We start from the raw sequence: 16,563 nt of genomic DNA, 5'->3' as shown, positions 1-16,563 counted from the left end.
GCAAGGAAGCATCGAACAATGACTCGCTCTCTCGACGGAAAAGTCGCCATCGTCACCGGCGCGGCGCGCGGCATCGGTCTGGGCATCGCGCAAAAGCTGAAAGCCGATGGCGCACGCGTGGCCGTGCGGGACCTCAATGTCGGCGACTGTAATCCGCAACGACTGGGCTTCACGCCGGACCACCTCCAGCAAGTGGACGTGGCGTCCGCCGAGTCCGTCGAACAGGCCTTCGCGGCCACGCTCGACGCCTTGCGCCAGGTGGACATTCTCGTCAACAACGCGGGGATCAACGGACCGGTGGCGCCGTGCTGGGAGTATCCGGTGCAGGCGTGGCAACGCGTGATCGCAGTGGATCTGAACAGCGTGTTCTACTGCTGCCGCGTCGCAATCCCGCACATGCGCGCGCGCGGCGGCGGCCGGATCGTCAATGTGGCGTCGATCGCGGGCAAGGAAGGGGTGCAGTTCATCTCGGGCTATTCGGCGGCGAAAGCAGGCGTGATCGCGTTCACCAAGTCCGCTGCGAAGGAACTCGCGAAAGACAACGTGCTGATCAATTGCGTCGCGCCGGCGATGGTCGAAACCGAACTGTTCAGCGAGATGTCGGACACGCACATCGAGGCGAGCAAGGCAAAGATTCCAATGGGACGCTTCCTTCAGATCGACGAGGTCGGCGCGATGGTCAGCTGGATCGCCAGTCCCGAATGCAGTTTCACGACCGGCTTCACGTTCGATCCGACCGGCGGGAGGGCTACCTATTGAACGCGTCAACGGTCACGCCGAAACTCGCGGTCGCGCATCTGACCGCGCTGGAACTGGCGCCGCAGGAGTGGGTACGGCACGCGGCGCGCGCCGGATTCGGCGCGGTAGGACTGCGGCTCAATCCCACCGCCGCGGGCGCGATCGCGTATCCGACCCGCACGGGTAGCGACGCGCATCTCGCACTGCGGCGGCGGCTAGCTGACGAGGGGATGACGGTGCACGACGTGGAGTTCATTCCGGTGCTGCCCGATATCGACGTCGCGTCCTACGCGGCGATGTTCGACGCGGCGGCCGATCTCGGCGCCCAATGCGTGACGGTCTCGGGCGACGACCCCGATGCCGCGCGTCTCGCCGCCAACCTTGCTGAGTTGTGCGAACTGGCAGGCCAATATGGCTTGCGTGTCGATCTGGAATTCATGCGCTGGCGACACGTCGGCACGCTGAGACAGGCGCGCGCGGCGGTCGAGCGGGGCGGCAGCGCGAATCTCGCGATTCTCGTCGACGCGTTGCATCTCGCCCGCTCGGGCGGCAAGCCCGACGACCTGCGCGGCTTGCCTGGCGGGATGCTGCGCGCCGTGCAGCTTTGCGACGCGTCGCAAGACGAGCCGGTCGGCGATGATGCGACAATCCTCGAAGCGCGCACGGGCCGGTTGCCCCCGGGCAGCGGCGTGTTGCCGCTCACCGGATTGCTGGCCGCGCTGCCCGCCGGTACGACGCTCGACGTGGAAATGCCGCTGCCGTCCCTGCCCGCAAAGGATCGGCTCGAACTCGCCTACCAGAGCACGCGCGCACTTCTCGACGCTGCGCGGCGCCGTGAATCACCCGGAGCATCCAGTCAATGAACATTTTCGACGAACAGAAGATCGACTGTCACAACCATGTGTTCGACCCCGCGCGCTTTGCGTATCGGAACGACACCGCTTACCGGCCCGCGCTGCAGGAGATCGGCACCGCTGCGCAGTTCTCTCACCTGATGGACGCGTGCGGCGTTCAGCATGCGCTGCTGGTCGGACCGACGAGCGGCTACCGCACCGACAACCGCTGCATGCTCGATGCGATCGCGCGAGGCGGTGGTCGCTTCAAAGGCATTGCGGTGGTCGAGCACGACGTCAGCCGTGCGGAACTCGTCGAGATGAAAAGCGCCGGTGTGGTGGGCGCCGCGTTCAATCCGGCGATGGACGGTGTCGACTCGATGAAGAGCGCTGGCGCCCTCTTCGACACGCTGGCCGACCTCGACATGTTCGCGCAGATCCAGACCGTAGGGGATCAGCTGGTCGCGTTGCAGCCGCTGATCGAACGGACTCGCACGCGGCTTCTCATCGACCACTGTGGCCGCCCCGAACTCGCGGCAGGCGTCGATCAGCCCGGCTTCCAGGCGCTACTGCGTCTTGCCGGCAACGGCCGTACCGCCGTCAAGATTTCGGGGCTGCAAAAATTTTCGCAGCTCGACTATCCCTACGAAGACGCACAAGTGTTCGCACGAGAGTTGCTTCGCGTGTTCGGGCCGGATCAGTGTGTCTGGGGCTCGGACTGGCCGTTCCTGCGCGCACCGCAGCGGATGGATTACGCGCCGCTGCTGTCGCTCGTTCAGCGCCTCATTCCCGAGGCCGGCGCGCGCCGGCGCGTGCTGTGGACGACTCCGCGCAAACTGTTCGGCTTCGCGCCAGGCACCGGCAACTTAGATTGACGGTCTCACGCGACGTGGATATCAAGGCGTATCTCGACACAGTGCCGCCCGTGCGCCACCACGTCGACGCGAATCAGCTGCCGTTCCCGTTCAACATCCGCATGCTGATGTTCGGCTGGAATCTGCTGTTCTTCGACAACACGCCGTTCAAACACGACGACAGGCAATCGGTGGAATAGAACCGCGGCGCGTACCTGGTCGAAGGGCTCGGACACCCCGCGTCCTGTCACACCGCGAAGAACTTCTCGGCGGCGACAAAGCGGCGTTGCAAGGCGGCTCGCTGCAAGGCTGGCACGCGCCGGAGATCACCGGCAACCGGTACACCGGCGTGGGCAACTGGTCGACGCAGGACATCGCCGAGTACCTGCAGACGGGCGGCAACCATCGCAGCGTCGCGTCGGGTCCGATGGCCGAAGCCGTGACCCATTCGTTGCAATACCTCAGCACCGCAGACCTGCATGCAATCGGCGTGTATCTGAAGAGTATGCCGGGCTCGGACCGTCAAGCACCGGCTGCACTTGCCGCGAGCGATTCGACGATGACGCTCGGCCACACCCTCTTCATGCAGAACTGCGGCGCGTGTCACCGCTCGTCGGGTCAGGGCGTGACGGGCATGGTGTCGTCACTGGCCGACAGCGCGGGCGTGCGGGCGCCGGACCCGGCCAACATGCTGAGCACGATCCTGATCGGCAGCCGGGGCGCGATGACGCAAAGCAATCCGACTGGCGCAGCTATGCCGAACTTCAGCTGGAAGCTGACGGATGGGGACATCGCTGCAATCTCCACGTATATCCGCAACAGTTGGGGCAATGCGGCGGCGCCGGTCTCCGCTGATGAAGTCAGGAAAGCACGTAACAGTCTTGGCGCTCGAGCGGCGGTTGGGATAGCGCAGAACAAGTAAGCGGCTGTCACGTCGTTCTCGCGTGCAAGAAAGCCGGCGTGGCCACGCGTCGGCTTTCTTCATTCCGCCACCTTCCGCTCAGCCTGACCGCGCATCCTGCTGTAGATACTTGTGGGCGAACGCGATCGCCATGCTCCCCTCACCCACCGCCGACGCGACACGTTTCACCGGGCTCAATCGCACATCGCCACAGGCAAACACGCCGGGCACGCTCGACTCGAGCAGGTATGGATCGCGGCCGTATGACCAGCGCCCCGCCTTCACCACGTCGTCGCCCGTGAGCACGTAGCCGCGCGCATCGCGTGCGATCTCCGCGGGCAACCAGCCGGTTTCGGCATCGGCGCCGATGAACACGAACAAGCCGCCGCAGTCGTGCCGGCGCACTGCCCCGCTCGACGCATCGCGCACGTCGATCGCGGCCAGATGCGTTTCGCCGTATGCGCCGACGACTTCCGCTCGCCGTTGCACCGCCACGTTCGACTTGCTGCCCAGCTGCTCGACCAGGTAGCGCGACATGCTCTTCTCGAGCGAATCGCCGCGCAGAATTAGCATGACCATGCGCGCGTGATTGGCAAAGTACAAAGCGGCCTGGCCGGCCGAATTGCCGCCGCCGATCAGATAAACATCGAGCCCATGCGTCGCGCTCGCCTCGCTGCGTGACGCGCCGTAGTAGATGCCCTTGCCGATAAACCGGTCGAAGCCGTCTATCAACAAGCGCCGCCACGTCACGCCCGTCGCGAGAATGATCGTTTTCGCGCGGATCACGTCGCCGCCGTCGAGGTGAACCTGACGATCTCCGACCGCGATCCGCGTGACCGAGCGCGTCACCAGAATCTCGGCGCCAAGCCGTCTTGCCTGCTGCAATGCGCGGCTCGCGAGTTCGTCCCCGGACACGCCGTTGGGGAAGCCCAAATAGTTCTCGATGCGCGACGACGTGCCGGCCTGGCCGCCTGGCGCTTCGCGCTCGAGCACGATCGTACGCAATCCTTCGGACGCTCCGTACACCGCCGCCGCGAGACCGGCCGGCCCGCCGCCGATGATCATCGTGTCGTATTCGGCGAGGCGGGGCTGCGTCTGCAAGCCGAGCAATTCCGCCAGCTCGCGCGTGGCCGGCCGGTTCAGCAGGGTGCCGTCGAATAGCCGCACCGCCGGGCACTGATCGTCGGCCGGACAGGTTCCCGGCCAGCGCGCGGGCAGTTCGGGCGTATCCGGCGTCATCCAGTCGTAGCTGATCTGGTTGCGGGCCAGAAACTGGCGCAGCGCGGTACACGCCATGTCCCAGCGATTGCCGACCATCGTGACGCGCGGCTTGGGCGGCTCGGCCGACACACCTTGCAGGCCGCCGATGCGCTCACGCGCCAGTGCCCCCATCTTGACCGCCACGTCCGGCGACGCGGCAGCCAACGCGTAGTAACGCTGAGCGTCGACACGCATCACACGCGAGGGCTCCGCAGCGCGATACGCGCCGGGAAACGGCGAACTGAGCGCAAGCGGCACTTCGCCGAAAATGGTCCCCGGCAGCCGCCAGCCCAGCGTGCGCTCGATGCCGTCGAACGTCTTGATGACTTCCATCTTGCCGGCGAGCACGGCGTACAGCGCGCGCTCACCGCCTTCATGAACCGCGAACTCGCCAGCGCACAGATGGAGGTCGGCGGAGGTGTGCGCGAGATGGTCCAGTTCGTCGTCGGCGAGTGTGGCGAACAGCGGGACTGCCCGGATGTCGTCGATTGTCAGCATGGTTTTCGTCCCGCGGGCAAATGAAGTGAAGGCCGGTCCTGGCGGTGGACCCGAGGCGAGCACAACGCCCTGAGGCTCCCCGTACCGATGCTCCTGGATATACAGATAAGCTTTACCAAAAAAAGTTGAGACTATACGTTTCCGCTTCAATGGACGCGTTCGTGCTCTGACACCCTTGTCAAGACACGCTTTAGCTCGGGAAAAGCGTTACCGTGCCGACCCGTTTTCATGTGTCAGTGGACAGTGTAGTCCCGGTCGTTTCAGGTTTCCAAATTTCATTGGGCAAGCCCTCAAAGCGGGCGCGTCAGACTTCGCATTCGTAGCCTGGTGCTGTGATACGCCTGTAGTGCATCCGAGATGTAGTTATTCATTAGACTTTTCCTGCCGGGAAAAACAGGGGTAAACGTGTCTTCTCCGGATAGATCCAGATAACCAACAAGATCGACAAATCAACCATTTAAGGACTCATACATGCAAACTACAATCGATCGCAGCAGCTTCGCATCGTACAGCCAGACCCAATCCTCATTCGCGGCGAGCAGCGCCTCGTATCGAAGCACGATGCAATCATCCAGCTCGAAGTCGTTCGCGACCGGAAATCGCGAAAATAGCGTAGCGAATCAGCAACTCTCTGTAGCAAGCTATTCGCAGCAGTGCTCGCGATCACCGAACGGTAAGTCGGCGTCGATGTCCACGGCCACTTTTCAACAGATCAGCGGCAAAAGCGACAGGTCGGACCCATGCGGCAGTCGTAAGAACAGCCGGTGCAATACCGAGACCATGGACAACAAGAACCATTGCAGCAGTCAAAATAGCAACTGGAGCAATGCACAAGTAAATAACGAAAAGAGCCATTACAGCAGCCAAAATTTCAAATGCAGCAATACGCAAGTCAAGGACAACAAACGCAATTGCAGTGATCAACAAAGTAACTGGAGCAATACGCAGGTCCAGAACAACAAAGCGAGTATAGATCTAGGCAACTACTCTATTGATCTGAACAAGAGTAATTCGTCTCTCCTTCTGACGGACAAGCAGACCGGCAGTACGACAAAAATTTCGGGCGATCCGCACATCGATACCGATGGCACAGCAGGCACGTTCAAAGGATCACTAACGTTCGATCTGCCCGATCACACGAAGGTCACCGTCGGAACGCAGGCGCTGGGCTCCGTCAGCTATGCCGACCAGGTGACGATCACGCAGGGCAACAAGGCCTACGTGGTCAATGGATTGAGTCAGATCGACAGCAATCCGCTTACCGTGGAAAGCAGCCACAATGGCCGCCAACTCGACCAACAGACCCCGGACGGCTATACGCTCGCCGCCAATAGCGCCGGCACGGGCTGGATCGATCCGCAGACGGGACGTGCACCGACTGCGGCAGACTTCAGCAAGGTCTGACCGTAGCAGCCAAGGTCGCCGAAAAACGGCGACCTTGGCTGCACTGGATTTTAACTACCGAAGTCTCGCACGGACTATGGCGACGGGTTCCATCCGGCGTTAGATCATCAATCGTCGGGATCGCTATCGTCCTGCTGCGCAGCGATGAGACGATAGCGATCCCGCGCATAGTCCAGCCCGCGCATCTCCTTTTGCAGAACATGCAGCGCAGTCACGACTCGTTGCTGTGCTTTCTCCGCGGCATGGCATGCAATGGCAAGCGCCGATTGCAGAGCGAATTTACCGGAGTCGTGCCGATGCAACGCCATGCGCCACAGCGACGCGCCCCTCTCGCCAGAGGAACATGCGGCCAGAATTTCGCACCGCCTTGCCTCATGCTCCGCGATGACATTCCTTTGCCACGCAGTATCTGCTGCCGCCCGCTGAACGCCAAGGCGCGCCTCGTTCAACAGGCGACGCGCGCGCTGGACCCTTAGCTGCCGCACACGTGCGAGCAGGGTCCATACGCGCAACTGGGTCGCGTTCTTCATTGGCGCGCCACACGGCAAAGCGCGCGCAACGATGACATCGTGCTTTCCCAATCGCAATACTGGTCATGCGGCTGACTCAGGAAGCGTTCAATCAAATTATGACGATCGATCGCGAGATCGCTTTCGGAATCGTTGCCACGCCGATACTCGCCTATCTGCAACAACAGTTCGACTTCCTGATACCGACTCATCCAGCCGCGCACGCGGTTTGCATCGTCGCGATGGTCCTGACACGTCACGCGTGTCATCACGCGGCTCTTGCTCTTCAGCACGTCAATGGCCGGATAGTGTCCCGCCGCACCGAGTCGCCCCGAGAGCTGGATATGTCCGTCGAGCAGCGAGCGCGCCTCTTCCGCGATAGGGTCCGTCATTTCTTCATCTTCGGCCAACACCGTAAAGAACGCGGTGACCGAGCCCTGCCGCGTCAGCCCCGCCGCTTCGGTCAATCTCGGCAACTCGGCGAACACTCGCGGCGGATATCCGCGGCGCACTGGAGGCTCGCCTACGGCCAGACCAACTTCGCGCAGCGCGCGCGCATAGCGCGTCAGAGAATCGAACAGCAGCAGGACCTGCTTTCCCTCAGCGCGCAGCTCGCTCGCGACGCTGCACGCCAGCTCGGCGGCCTTGATGCGCTCGGCCGCCGGACGCTCGGCCGTCGACGCGATCACAACCGATGATGCGCGCCGCGGACCAAGATGATCGTGAATGAACTCGGCCACTTCGCGGCCACGCTCGCCGATCAGCGCGACGACAATCGCATCGACGTTCGCCCCGTTTGCGATCATACCTATCAGCGTGCTTTTGCCGCCGCCTGCCGGCGCGAAGATGCCGACGCGCTGGCCAACTCCGCAAGACAAGAGGCCGTCGATTGCTCGTACACCGGTCGCGAACGGCGTCGAAATCACCGGACGGTCGAGTGGATTGACAAGCGGCAGCATGTCCGCCGGCTGCCGCGCGTTCGCCGTCGTCGGGGCGGCGCCGTCATCGAGCGGCCGCCCAAGTCCATCAACCACTCGTCCGAGCAGGGAAAGTGCGTCGAAGCTACGCCAGTGGAGCCCGCAGCCCTCCACCTGGGTGATATTCGACAATCCCGTCAGTCCGTCGAGCGGTACGACGAGCGCCCCGTCCTGCGCGAAGCCGACCACTTCGCCGATCTGCGCCTCCTGGGTATCGGGCCGGATAAGACGCACCATTTCGCCGACGCGCAACGAGGCGCCGACCACACGCACGATGACACCCCGCGCTTCTACAATCCTCGCATTGAGCACGAGCTTCGTCGAGAATAGTGGCGTTTGCGGCACAAGCATTTTCCTCTTGCTGTTCATTGGCTGCATGGATCAACCCGGTTCGAGCGTCGCGATCACGTGGACGCGATACGTGTCGAGCGGAATTTCCTCCGTCGCGAGCACATCGGTGCGAATGCCAAGCGTGCGCAGAACGCGCGCGAGATGAGGACGCAGAAAAGCCGTCGTCACCACGAGCCGCACCGTATCCCGTTGCGCGGCAAAGGCTCGCTGCAGGATTTCCAGTCGATCGGCGTCGAGCACGCATTGTGGTTCGCCATCGGGGCCGACTTCAATCTGCGCTTCGAGATCGGCTTCCCACGCCGGTTCGAGCACGGCCGCATTGACTACCCAGTTGTTCAGATCGGCAAGCGGGCGCACCACTTGCTGCCCAAGCGTGATGCGTGCCTCCCGCACCATCCGGTCGAGCGAGCGCCCCGCATCCGGCACGCGAAGGATTGCCTCGAGAATGCCGCGCAAATTGCGGATCGGAATTCGCTGCTCCAGCAGACTGCGCAGCACGCAAGCAAGCTGCACCGTGGTTATCACCTGCTGAATCTGCTTCACGAGTTCACGGAACTCGATGCTGATCTGATCAAGGAGAAAGCGCGTCTCCTGCGTTCCGATGAACGACGACGCATGCTGCTCACACACGTCCATCAGGTGATCGCAGAGCGCCGCATCGACGCTCGATTTCATGACGCGTGCGTCGTCGATCACGGCGGCCGACTGCTCAGGCACCCAAACCGATTTCTCCGCCTGCGGGTGATAACCCGGAATGCCATCCACCGTCACCAGGGATTCATCACCGCTCACCAGCACGTGTCCGGCAACCAGCGTACCTCCGTAGAACGACACGTCCGCGATATCGACGATATAGCGATTTTCGTCGAGTTGCGCATCGCGCAAGAGCCCGACGCCCGGAAACGGCACACCGAGCCGAACCATCAGGTCGCGGCGCATGAGCGCGAAGCGGCGGTTGAGTTCGGCTGGGTGCAGCGCGTCGCACGCCTTGACGCCGAGACGCACACGAAGCGGCGAACTCGTGCCAAGCTCGACATCGTCGAGAATGCGTTGCACGTAGGTTCCACCGTCGCGCGTCATCGCCGGCATCCGTGGCCGCTCCAACCTGTCCAGCGCCGCGCGCTGGCGCTTCGTCACGACAGCCAGGCCGATCTGCGTGACCGCCGCGAGGATGAACTGGACGTGAGGAAAACCCGGAATGACGGCGAGAGCAAGGCACGCAACGCCCGCCATCGTCAGTGCTGCCGGATGCAGCGATAACTGCCGGAAGATATCCTGGCCGAGATTCGTACTGCCGCCGCTCGACGAGACGCGCGTGACCAGCAAACCCGCCGATATCGATACGATCAACGACGGAATCTGCGACACGAGACCATCGCCAACCGTCAGGATCGTGTACGTGTGCAGCGCGTCGCCGAACGACATACCACGTTGCCCGATGCCAATGGTAAGACCGCCGACAATATTGACAAGTGCGACGATGAGCCCCGCAATGCTATCGCCCTTGACGAACTTCATCGCTCCATCAAGCGATCCATAAAAGTATGTTTCGCGCTCCAGCACGGCACGTAGCCGGCCGGCTTCGGAGGGCGCGATCTGGCCGCTGCGCAGATCGGCGTCGATGCTCATCTGGCGCCCGGGAATGCCGTCGAGCGTAAAGCGTGCCGACACCTCGGCGACGCGGTCAGCCCCTTTCGCCACGACGATGAACTGGATCACCGACAACACGACGAACACCACGATACCAACCGCGACATTGCCGCCAACCACCATTTCGCCGAACGCGCTGATGATCTGTCCGGCGTGCGCGTCGAGGAGAATCATTTTCGTCGACGCAACCGCGAGGGCAAGCCTCAGTAAAGTCGTCACGAGGAGCAGCGACGGAAAGCTCGACAGCTCCGCCGGTCTCGCCGCGTAGATCGTTGCCGTGAGCATCACGAAGCTGGTCGTGAAGCTCACGCAGATGAACAGATCGAGGATGAACGGAGGAACCGGCAGGATCAGCAGCACCAGCACGCAGAGCAAGCCGGCCCCCACGCCAAGGTCCGCGTAACGCGTCAACAGCCCCGGCAAATCAACATGGTTCAAACGGGTTTTTTCGAACATCTTATTGGCTCAACTCCCTATGCATGGCCCGGCGACGCCCCTTGACAATGGGATCACCTTCTTCGTCGCGGTATTCGCGCTTGATTTCGCTCTTGTCCATTCTCAAACGCCGCCGCCACTGAAAACGCTGCAATCCGACGTCAACGGCTGCGGGTACGAGTTGCGACGCGCTCATCATGGCCAGCAGACGCGCAAGCGACTGGCAGGCGGCGCTCAGTTGGCCGTCGAACGAAAGCGCAAACGAAGGCACCAACTGCGCACACCACATCTCGAACGCATAGCGGAAGATGAAAAGCAGGATAGAAAACTGCGCCAGCGTGATTGCGGACTCAATCAACGTCTTCAGCCCGAACAGGTTCTTCAATCCCCACACCGGGTTCAGGCGTTTAATGTCTGGCGCCGCACGCTTGAATGCAATCAGACCGCCGGTCTGCGCCGCTTCGGGCACGATGATCGCGATCATGCTCACGCCGAGCGTTGCGATCACGCCCGGCAGCATCGCGGCGAGCGCACTTCCCACCTGCATGAAGCGCTCATCGAATCGCAGCGTTTGATCGATTTGCATCACAGACTCCACCACATGAGTGCAGACCTGATACATGTGCGCCCCTTCGATCACCAGAAAGAGCCACCAGAAGATGCCACTCGCCGCAACAGTCATATGCGCACTCTTCGCAATATCGCCTTCTTTGCGCGCACGTCGCAGCCGCTCGGGAGTCGGGGCTTCGGTCTTCTCACTCATTGCAGTATCGCGCCCGCCAGGAAAATAGCGTTGAGTCGTTCCAATAGAATCGGTGCGCAAAAGACAATCGCGAACGACAACACGATCGCCTTGACGGCGGGCGCAGTCATGAACGGATTGATCCGCTTCGCGTAGCGGGACATCAATCCCAGCGAAATATCGACGAGGAACATCAGGCCGATGAGCGGCATCGCCAGTTTTACGCCCTCGACGATCGACAGCGCCGGTCTTCTCTCCGCCAACTCCTGCATCACTCGCATGTAATCGGGACGTGGCGCACCGGGCGGCCAGAGCGCCCATGCATCGGCGAAGAAGCCGTAGACGGCCCGCAGGCCCGTTCCGGTGAAAAACGTCAACGTTGCGCACCAGACGAAAAGCCTCTCGAAGTGCGCTGCTTCGTCGCGGAAATTCGGATCGTAGGACGCGCCGATCATGTACCCGCCTTGCTGGTCGATCAACGCACCGGCAGCCGCAGCCGCGTGAAATGTCACGCTCAGCAGGAGGCCGAGCGTCAGGCCGATCAACACTTCAACCCCGATTGCGATGACCGGATTGTCGGGCCAACCCGCCTGATGCGGCAGCACGGCGAGCAGCAACGTCAACGGCAGCCGCAACGCTATGCCGAGCGACTCCGTGCCCGCAAATGGAATCAGCGATAGCGCGACGATCGGGCGGATGCTGCAAAACGCTAACCCCTCGATATATCCGATGTAGTCGGTCATCATTGCCCACGTCCCGTTGCAATATATGAAAACGTCTGATCGAGAAAATGAAAAACCTCGTTCTCGCCCCACGGCACCGCGATCATCAACACAAGCCCGACACCGATAATCTTCACGCTATACGGCAGAGCTTGATCCTGAATCTGCGTGATGGACTGCACGAGACCAATCAGCAGACCGATCACCGTGGCGACCACGAGCGCAGGCAACGAAAGCCAGAACACAAGCAACAATGCATCGCTCGCCAGCGAGTGAAGTGAAGGACTCCAGTTCATTTTGCGTAGCTGACAATGAGGCCGTGCATCAGTTTTGAAATACCTGACACGGACACGAGCACAAAGAGCTTCAACGGCGTCGAGACTGTCGTGGGCGACAGCATCACCATGCCCATCGCCATCAAGACGTTGGCCACGACGAGGTCGATGACGAGAAATGCGATGTAAAGCAGGAAGCCAGCTTCGAAGCCGCTCGAAATCTCGCTGATCATAAACGCCGGAATCAGAACCGAAAAATCGGTTTCCTGCACATTGTCCGCAGGATTGAGGCGCCTGACGGCCGTCACCATAAACGCGCGCTCCGCGGGCCTTGAATGTTGGAGCATGAAATCACCGAGCGGCCCCCTTACGCCCCGATAGAGGTCCGTGACGTCGGGCAGCTCACCGCGCTCGATGCGCTCGTTGATGGTCGGATCGGCGCCGATCTTCTCCAGTGTCGGCGCCATCACAACCAGGGTCGCCGCGAGCGCCAGCGCTGAGATCGCCATGTTGCCCGGCGCCTGCTGCACGCCAACTGCGGAACGCAGCAATGTCAACACGATGCTGATCTTCGTGAACGAAGTGGTCATGGTGACGATCAGCGGCAGCAGTCCAAGGAAGAAAAACAGGACGACGAGCTGAAGATTGACAATCTGATCTCTCATGACGAACTTTGCTCCGCCATGTGCGCCAGATCGACAATGCGTACACCCAGCGCGTCATCGACGTCGATCAACTCGCCACGGGCGAACGGTACGCCCTGGCACAGCAGCAATACCGAGTTTCTGCGCACCGGCAACTGCAATGACACGATCGAGCCCGGGCGCAGGCGAGTCAGCTCATCGAGTGTCAGCGACAGTGTGCCAATCACCGCATCGAACGAAAACGTGAGGGCGCTAGCGGGAACCAGCTCGCTTGTCATCTCTACGGATTCAGTGTCTTCGTCGATCATCGGACGGTCTATCATCATGTAGTCCCCTGAAGGTTTGAGAAAAATACGGCGCGCCCCACGGCAGAGCGGCAGGCGCAAATACAGCGACGAGCGGTTAAGAAGCAGCGCGTCACCGCGTCTGATCCTGCGCAGGCGCCGCAGCGTCAGCGCGGGGCCGGCCTTGCACACGGGCACGGGCACCAGCAGCCGGTGCGATAGACGGGCCATATCCTCCACGGGAACAGGTTGAAGTTTCAACCATTGATCAATTGCTTCGCTGTCCAGCGCGAAGTGTGCTGTGCGATGGCTCCTCGCGTGCGTGAGGACGAGGCCATATGCGCCGGGCTGCGGTGCCACATCGAACGAAATGCCGCTCACGTCGACCGTGAATCCGAACACGCCTTCGAGTGCACTCAGCCAGTCCTCGAAGGCTTGCATGATCAAGCCATGGGCCCTGGCTCCGGCCTGCATCAGCGATTGCAGGGCCAGCTCGGGAAAAAGCGCCTGTGCGTCGCAGTCGAGCGTAAGCGTCGCCCCCCCTGCTTGTCCGTGAAGCCGCAATGGATAGCTGGCACGACACGGCTCGAATTGCAGCGTGAACGTTTGTTTGCCGGCGTTGACCGGATAGGCCGCGCCGAAGTGCAGCGCGGCAACGTTTTGCCGCCGGGCATGCTCAAGCGAGATCCGCTCGATGTCTCGCCACGGACTCATTTGCCCTCCCCGTCATCCTGCCCATCTGTCGGCTCCGCAAGCACAGCGATCACCTCGCGCAAACCGCTCTCGACCACGCCAAACTGCCTTGCCGAGTCGTCATCGATGTAGCGGTACTCATCGAGCAGCGTCTTGATTGCATCCCTCATGCCATGTTCCAGCGCGCGTAGTTGCGGTGTCAGGCTGCCGTCGATCACACCGCGCTCGGTTTCGACGACAAGCGAATGGGGCGGCAAGCCCGCATCGGCCAGCACCGTGAAAATGGGGGCGCTCAATTCCTGTTCGATCTTGCGCACACTGCGTTGTGTCTCTTCGTAATCGTCTGCCGACACGCGCACTGAGAGCACCTGTTGCGCACATGACGCATCAAGGCATTGCCGCAGCCGACTCGGCAACACCACGTCAGCAGGCAGTTCTCCGAGTATCCCCGCGACCGTCTTCAGCACCACGTCGGCGAGCCGTCCTGCCAGACAACGCGACGTGAACGATACGGCTGCCGGTTGCGCAACGAACTTGTACAGTGCGGCGCGCCGGCCAGCCTCGTACCCTCGGCGCCACGCGCGGCGCTTCAGTGCGCGCACGCGGTCCGCGAGGCGTGCTGCCTCGCGTTCGGCCTCCTGTGCGCGGAACGATTCCATTTTCGACAAGCCGTCAAGCCCGTAAAGCTCCGTGGACGACACATAGCCATCGGACTCCACGCGCCACTCACCTCTTCGGCAAATCAACATGCTTCACCTCTTGCAAGCGTGTACGCAGCATCAAGCAAATCGTGGGCGGTCTTTACACGCGTGTCGCACACTTCAAAATGCGTCATGCGCTGCACGACGGTGCGCGGCAGACGCAATTCCATCAACACGCGCAGCGAAGGGTCATCAATCGCACGCAACGCCACCCTAAGGCCGGCCGCCGTCATTTCCGCGCGGTCCAAGACGTTTAGCGTCATGCCCGGCTCCACATCCTCCTCATCTCCGCGTATATCGCGTTGAATCGCGTGTAGCACGTGCGGCGCAATACGGACGGCAAAAATCTTCTGCGCCTCCGCGCTGACGACCCTGCGCAGCAAACGCGCGTACGCGAGCGCCGCGGTCACACGCAAAACCTTCGCGCATGCCGGCCGCGGCAATGCGGCAAACGGCGGCATGGCTGGCTTCGTCTGCATCGCGGCCAGTTGCGGGAAGCGCGCGAGCAGATCGGCGTTCGCGTCAGCCTGTGCCCGCTCTGTAATCGCGCGTTCACCACGCGGCAGCCAACTGAAGTGCGCCCACTTCGACAAGTCGAGTACGGTGATGCGGGTCATGACGCGTCTTTTCCACTGGAGGTGGCCGCCTTCTTCCCGGCAGACTGCTCTGCCGTCATCCTGATCTTTCTGCGCCGAAAGAATGTCGGTGCGAACGAGCGAATGCCTTTGCCCCACACCCACGCCGAAACGATCAACGCCATCGCCATCATCATCATAACTATCAGCGTCAACGTATGGGCGCGGCGCGGTTTGTCATCGGACGCGGCGACGCACGCCCTCCTGTTGCTGCTCGCATCGCCCGATTCGACGATAGGCGTGACCGGGACCAGCGTCAGATAAACATGGTCGGGCGTCAGCCCCTCCACGCTGCCTGCCACCAGACCGCGAATCTTGTCCCTCATGTAGTCGAGGTTGTAGTCGCTGCGATAGCGAATCATCACCGACGCCGATGGCGCCGTGACCTGCCGCATAAGCGGATCGCGCTCCGGTTGTACTATGTGTACGCGCGCAACGAGCACCCCGTCGATTTTTTCTAGCGTCTCCGATAACTCTTGCGTAAATCCATACACGTAGCGCACCTGGTCTTCCCCAGGATTCGAAATCAATCCTTGACGGCTGAACAGTTCGCCCAGATTCGCATGGCCGCCATGAGGCAACGCATATTCGCGCGTGATTTCAGTTGCGGTGACGACGTTCTGGCTGTCCACGGAGACGTTCCATGTCTTGTCGGCATTGCGTTCCTTGACGCCATCAACACCGTGCTGGCTCAGCACGGCGATGATCTGGTTTGCCTGGTCCTCGTCCAGGTTTTCGAACAGTGACGATTTGCAGCCGACGAGGAATAGTAGCGGCAGCAGGATCAGTGCGCGGCGCATCAGTTTCTCTGTGTAAGTGTGGTCAATGCCTGACTAAATTGATTGGCGATGTTTTTCGCCATCGTGGCGCTGACTTGCATGTCGTCGAGGTCGTACTGCAGCTGCAGGAGATTGAGAAGTTTCGCCGTCGAGGACCGGCTCTTCGCGTGCGCGTCGAGATCGTCAGCAATACGCCTGTCCTGAGCCTTGCAGATTTCTTCTGCACGCTCGAGGATCTGAAGAAAGGGAGAACTCCCGGTGTCGCCAAACGTGTTGGTGGACGAATGGATCTGCCACGAATCCGGAACCGGATTCCGGGAAAATACATTCATCACCACGGGTTGCAGTAGCATGTCGTTGTCTCTTCATGGTGGTCACATTCGAGGCGCCGTCACCGCGGCGCCTCAATCAGGTAATTACTTCAGGTTCGCGATCACGCCCATACGGGTTTGATTGCGCTTCGATTCCATGTTGCTTTCTTTGGTGATTTCTTCCTGGAAAGCGTTTTGAGCCTTTTGATCCTGAAGATCCTGAGTGGTCTGCCCATTGCCCGCACTGGCCGCCGGGCTTGCGCCACCCGTATTTCCAGCGTAAGGAGAGTTCATACCAACGCCACCGATTTGCATACTAAATACTCCTAATCACAATAAATAACGCGCGTTTTATTTATGTCGACTT

General features: G+C 61.4%; 20 protein-coding genes. 6 read left to right on the top strand and 14 right to left on the bottom strand.

Going from position 1 to position 16,563, the window contains the following annotated elements:
* Window positions 1-18: 18 nt before the first annotated feature.
* The 5 genes from PQR02_RS08380 to PQR02_RS08360 all read left to right on the top strand — a co-directional run bounded on the left by PQR02_RS08380 (window position 19) and on the right by PQR02_RS08360 (window position 3,347).
* Window positions 19-759, top strand: a complete 741-nt coding sequence (locus PQR02_RS08380; protein ID WP_408228220.1) for an SDR family NAD(P)-dependent oxidoreductase — start codon at window positions 19-21, stop codon at window positions 757-759.
* Window positions 756-1,601, top strand: a complete 846-nt coding sequence (locus PQR02_RS08375; protein WP_408228217.1) for a sugar phosphate isomerase/epimerase family protein — start codon at window positions 756-758, stop codon at window positions 1,599-1,601. The genes PQR02_RS08380 and PQR02_RS08375 overlap by 4 nt, the downstream gene beginning before the upstream one ends.
* A complete protein-coding gene (locus tag PQR02_RS08370) occupies window positions 1,598-2,446 on the top strand; it encodes an amidohydrolase family protein (RefSeq protein WP_408228214.1) in 849 nt (282 codons plus the stop codon). The genes PQR02_RS08375 and PQR02_RS08370 overlap by 4 nt, the downstream gene beginning before the upstream one ends.
* Complete coding sequence (locus PQR02_RS08365; protein ID WP_408228211.1) at window positions 2,443-2,625, top strand: hypothetical protein; 183 nt, start codon at window positions 2,443-2,445, stop codon at window positions 2,623-2,625. Before PQR02_RS08370 ends, PQR02_RS08365 begins: the two co-directional genes overlap by 4 nt.
* A gap of 86 nt (window positions 2,626-2,711) precedes the next feature.
* The gene (locus PQR02_RS08360; protein WP_408228208.1) at window positions 2,712-3,347 is read left to right on the top strand and encodes a c-type cytochrome; all 636 of its coding nucleotides are present in this window, start codon (window positions 2,712-2,714) and stop codon (window positions 3,345-3,347) included.
* Window positions 3,348-3,425: 78 nt separating this feature from the next.
* Here PQR02_RS08360 and PQR02_RS08355 read toward each other — a convergent pair whose 3' ends face one another.
* Window positions 3,426-5,084 (bottom strand): FAD-dependent oxidoreductase, encoded by a 1,659-nt coding sequence (locus tag PQR02_RS08355; RefSeq protein ID WP_408228205.1) that lies wholly within the window; start codon window positions 5,082-5,084, stop codon window positions 3,426-3,428.
* 471 nt (window positions 5,085-5,555) lie between these two features.
* On the opposite strand from PQR02_RS08355, the gene PQR02_RS08350 reads away from it, so the two are divergent.
* Window positions 5,556-6,488 carry a DUF1521 domain-containing protein gene (locus tag PQR02_RS08350; RefSeq protein ID WP_408228202.1) on the top strand — a complete coding sequence of 311 codons (933 nt, stop codon included), beginning with the start codon at window positions 5,556-5,558 and terminating at the stop codon, window positions 6,486-6,488.
* Window positions 6,489-6,595: 107 nt separating this feature from the next.
* Here PQR02_RS08350 and PQR02_RS08345 read toward each other — a convergent pair whose 3' ends face one another.
* The 13 genes from PQR02_RS08345 to PQR02_RS08285 all read right to left on the bottom strand — a co-directional run bounded on the left by PQR02_RS08345 (window position 6,596) and on the right by PQR02_RS08285 (window position 16,511).
* Window positions 6,596-7,018 carry a hypothetical protein gene (locus PQR02_RS08345; RefSeq protein ID WP_408228199.1) on the bottom strand — a complete coding sequence of 141 codons (423 nt, stop codon included), beginning with the start codon at window positions 7,016-7,018 and terminating at the stop codon, window positions 6,596-6,598.
* Window positions 7,015-8,325 carry a FliI/YscN family ATPase gene (locus tag PQR02_RS08340; protein WP_408228196.1) on the bottom strand — a complete coding sequence of 437 codons (1,311 nt, stop codon included), beginning with the start codon at window positions 8,323-8,325 and terminating at the stop codon, window positions 7,015-7,017. Before PQR02_RS08340 ends, PQR02_RS08345 begins: the two co-directional genes overlap by 4 nt.
* Window positions 8,326-8,355: 30 nt before the next feature.
* Window positions 8,356-10,431, bottom strand: coding sequence for a flagellar biosynthesis protein FlhA (locus tag PQR02_RS08335; RefSeq protein ID WP_408228193.1), 2,076 nt, complete (start codon window positions 10,429-10,431; stop codon window positions 8,356-8,358).
* Window position 10,432: 1 nt separating this feature from the next.
* Window positions 10,433-11,233, bottom strand: a complete 801-nt coding sequence (locus PQR02_RS08330) for an EscU/YscU/HrcU family type III secretion system export apparatus switch protein (protein ID WP_408228190.1) — start codon at window positions 11,231-11,233, stop codon at window positions 10,433-10,435.
* Entirely contained in the window at window positions 11,170-11,895 is a 726-nt protein-coding gene (locus tag PQR02_RS08325; protein ID WP_408228410.1) for a flagellar biosynthetic protein FliR, read from the bottom strand. Before PQR02_RS08325 ends, PQR02_RS08330 begins: the two co-directional genes overlap by 64 nt.
* Window positions 11,895-12,170, bottom strand: a complete 276-nt coding sequence (gene sctS / locus PQR02_RS08320; RefSeq protein ID WP_408228187.1) for a type III secretion system export apparatus subunit SctS — start codon at window positions 12,168-12,170, stop codon at window positions 11,895-11,897. The genes PQR02_RS08325 and sctS overlap by 1 nt, the downstream gene beginning before the upstream one ends.
* Entirely contained in the window at window positions 12,167-12,814 is a 648-nt protein-coding gene (locus tag PQR02_RS08315; RefSeq protein WP_408228184.1) for an EscR/YscR/HrcR family type III secretion system export apparatus protein, read from the bottom strand. The genes sctS and PQR02_RS08315 overlap by 4 nt, the downstream gene beginning before the upstream one ends.
* Entirely contained in the window at window positions 12,811-13,518 is a 708-nt protein-coding gene (locus tag PQR02_RS08310) for a FliM/FliN family flagellar motor switch protein (RefSeq protein ID WP_408228181.1), read from the bottom strand. Before PQR02_RS08310 ends, PQR02_RS08315 begins: the two co-directional genes overlap by 4 nt.
* A gap of 269 nt (window positions 13,519-13,787) precedes the next feature.
* Entirely contained in the window at window positions 13,788-14,489 is a 702-nt protein-coding gene (locus PQR02_RS08305) for a flagellar biosynthesis protein (RefSeq protein ID WP_408228178.1), read from the bottom strand.
* 23 nt (window positions 14,490-14,512) lie between these two features.
* The gene (locus tag PQR02_RS08300) at window positions 14,513-14,932 is read right to left on the bottom strand and encodes a hypothetical protein (protein WP_408228175.1); all 420 of its coding nucleotides are present in this window, start codon (window positions 14,930-14,932) and stop codon (window positions 14,513-14,515) included.
* Between the two features lie 152 nt (window positions 14,933-15,084).
* Window positions 15,085-15,906 (bottom strand): type III secretion system inner membrane ring lipoprotein SctJ, encoded by an 822-nt coding sequence (gene sctJ / locus PQR02_RS08295; protein WP_408228172.1) that lies wholly within the window; start codon window positions 15,904-15,906, stop codon window positions 15,085-15,087.
* Window positions 15,906-16,238, bottom strand: coding sequence for a hypothetical protein (locus PQR02_RS08290; RefSeq protein WP_408228169.1), 333 nt, complete (start codon window positions 16,236-16,238; stop codon window positions 15,906-15,908). The genes sctJ and PQR02_RS08290 overlap by 1 nt, the downstream gene beginning before the upstream one ends.
* A gap of 63 nt (window positions 16,239-16,301) precedes the next feature.
* Complete coding sequence (locus PQR02_RS08285) at window positions 16,302-16,511, bottom strand: hypothetical protein (RefSeq protein WP_408228167.1); 210 nt, start codon at window positions 16,509-16,511, stop codon at window positions 16,302-16,304.
* Window positions 16,512-16,563: the final 52 nt, after the last annotated feature.

This window comes from Paraburkholderia sediminicola, from assembly GCF_046026895.1.
GTDB lineage: Bacteria > Pseudomonadota > Gammaproteobacteria > Burkholderiales > Burkholderiaceae > Paraburkholderia > Paraburkholderia sediminicola_C.
Note: the sequence above shows the minus strand (reverse complement) of the source record. Positions and strands in the feature narration are given on the sequence as shown.

Coding starts and splice junctions, on each gene's coding strand:
- PQR02_RS08380 (WP_408228220.1), top strand. CDS start 19: ATGACTCGCTCTCTCGACGGAAAAGTCGCCATCGTCACCGGCGCGGCG.
- PQR02_RS08370 (WP_408228214.1), top strand. CDS start 1,598: ATGAACATTTTCGACGAACAGAAGATCGACTGTCACAACCATGTGTTC.
- PQR02_RS08355 (WP_408228205.1), bottom strand. CDS start 5,084: ATGCTGACAATCGACGACATCCGGGCAGTCCCGCTGTTCGCCACACTC.
- PQR02_RS08350 (WP_408228202.1), top strand. CDS start 5,556: ATGCAAACTACAATCGATCGCAGCAGCTTCGCATCGTACAGCCAGACC.
- PQR02_RS08345 (WP_408228199.1), bottom strand. CDS start 7,018: ATGAAGAACGCGACCCAGTTGCGCGTATGGACCCTGCTCGCACGTGTG.
- PQR02_RS08340 (WP_408228196.1), bottom strand. CDS start 8,325: ATGCTTGTGCCGCAAACGCCACTATTCTCGACGAAGCTCGTGCTCAAT.
- PQR02_RS08335 (WP_408228193.1), bottom strand. CDS start 10,431: ATGTTCGAAAAAACCCGTTTGAACCATGTTGATTTGCCGGGGCTGTTG.
- PQR02_RS08325 (WP_408228410.1), bottom strand. CDS start 11,895: ATGACCGACTACATCGGATATATCGAGGGGTTAGCGTTTTGCAGCATC.
- sctS (WP_408228187.1), bottom strand. CDS start 12,170: ATGAACTGGAGTCCTTCACTTCACTCGCTGGCGAGCGATGCATTGTTG.
- PQR02_RS08315 (WP_408228184.1), bottom strand. CDS start 12,814: ATGAGAGATCAGATTGTCAATCTTCAGCTCGTCGTCCTGTTTTTCTTC.
- PQR02_RS08310 (WP_408228181.1), bottom strand. CDS start 13,518: ATGCAAGCCTTCGAGGACTGGCTGAGTGCACTCGAAGGCGTGTTCGGA.
- PQR02_RS08300 (WP_408228175.1), bottom strand. CDS start 14,932: ATGCCGCCGTTTGCCGCATTGCCGCGGCCGGCATGCGCGAAGGTTTTG.
- sctJ (WP_408228172.1), bottom strand. CDS start 15,906: ATGCGCCGCGCACTGATCCTGCTGCCGCTACTATTCCTCGTCGGCTGC.
- PQR02_RS08290 (WP_408228169.1), bottom strand. CDS start 16,238: ATGCTACTGCAACCCGTGGTGATGAATGTATTTTCCCGGAATCCGGTT.
- PQR02_RS08285 (WP_408228167.1), bottom strand. CDS start 16,511: ATGCAAATCGGTGGCGTTGGTATGAACTCTCCTTACGCTGGAAATACG.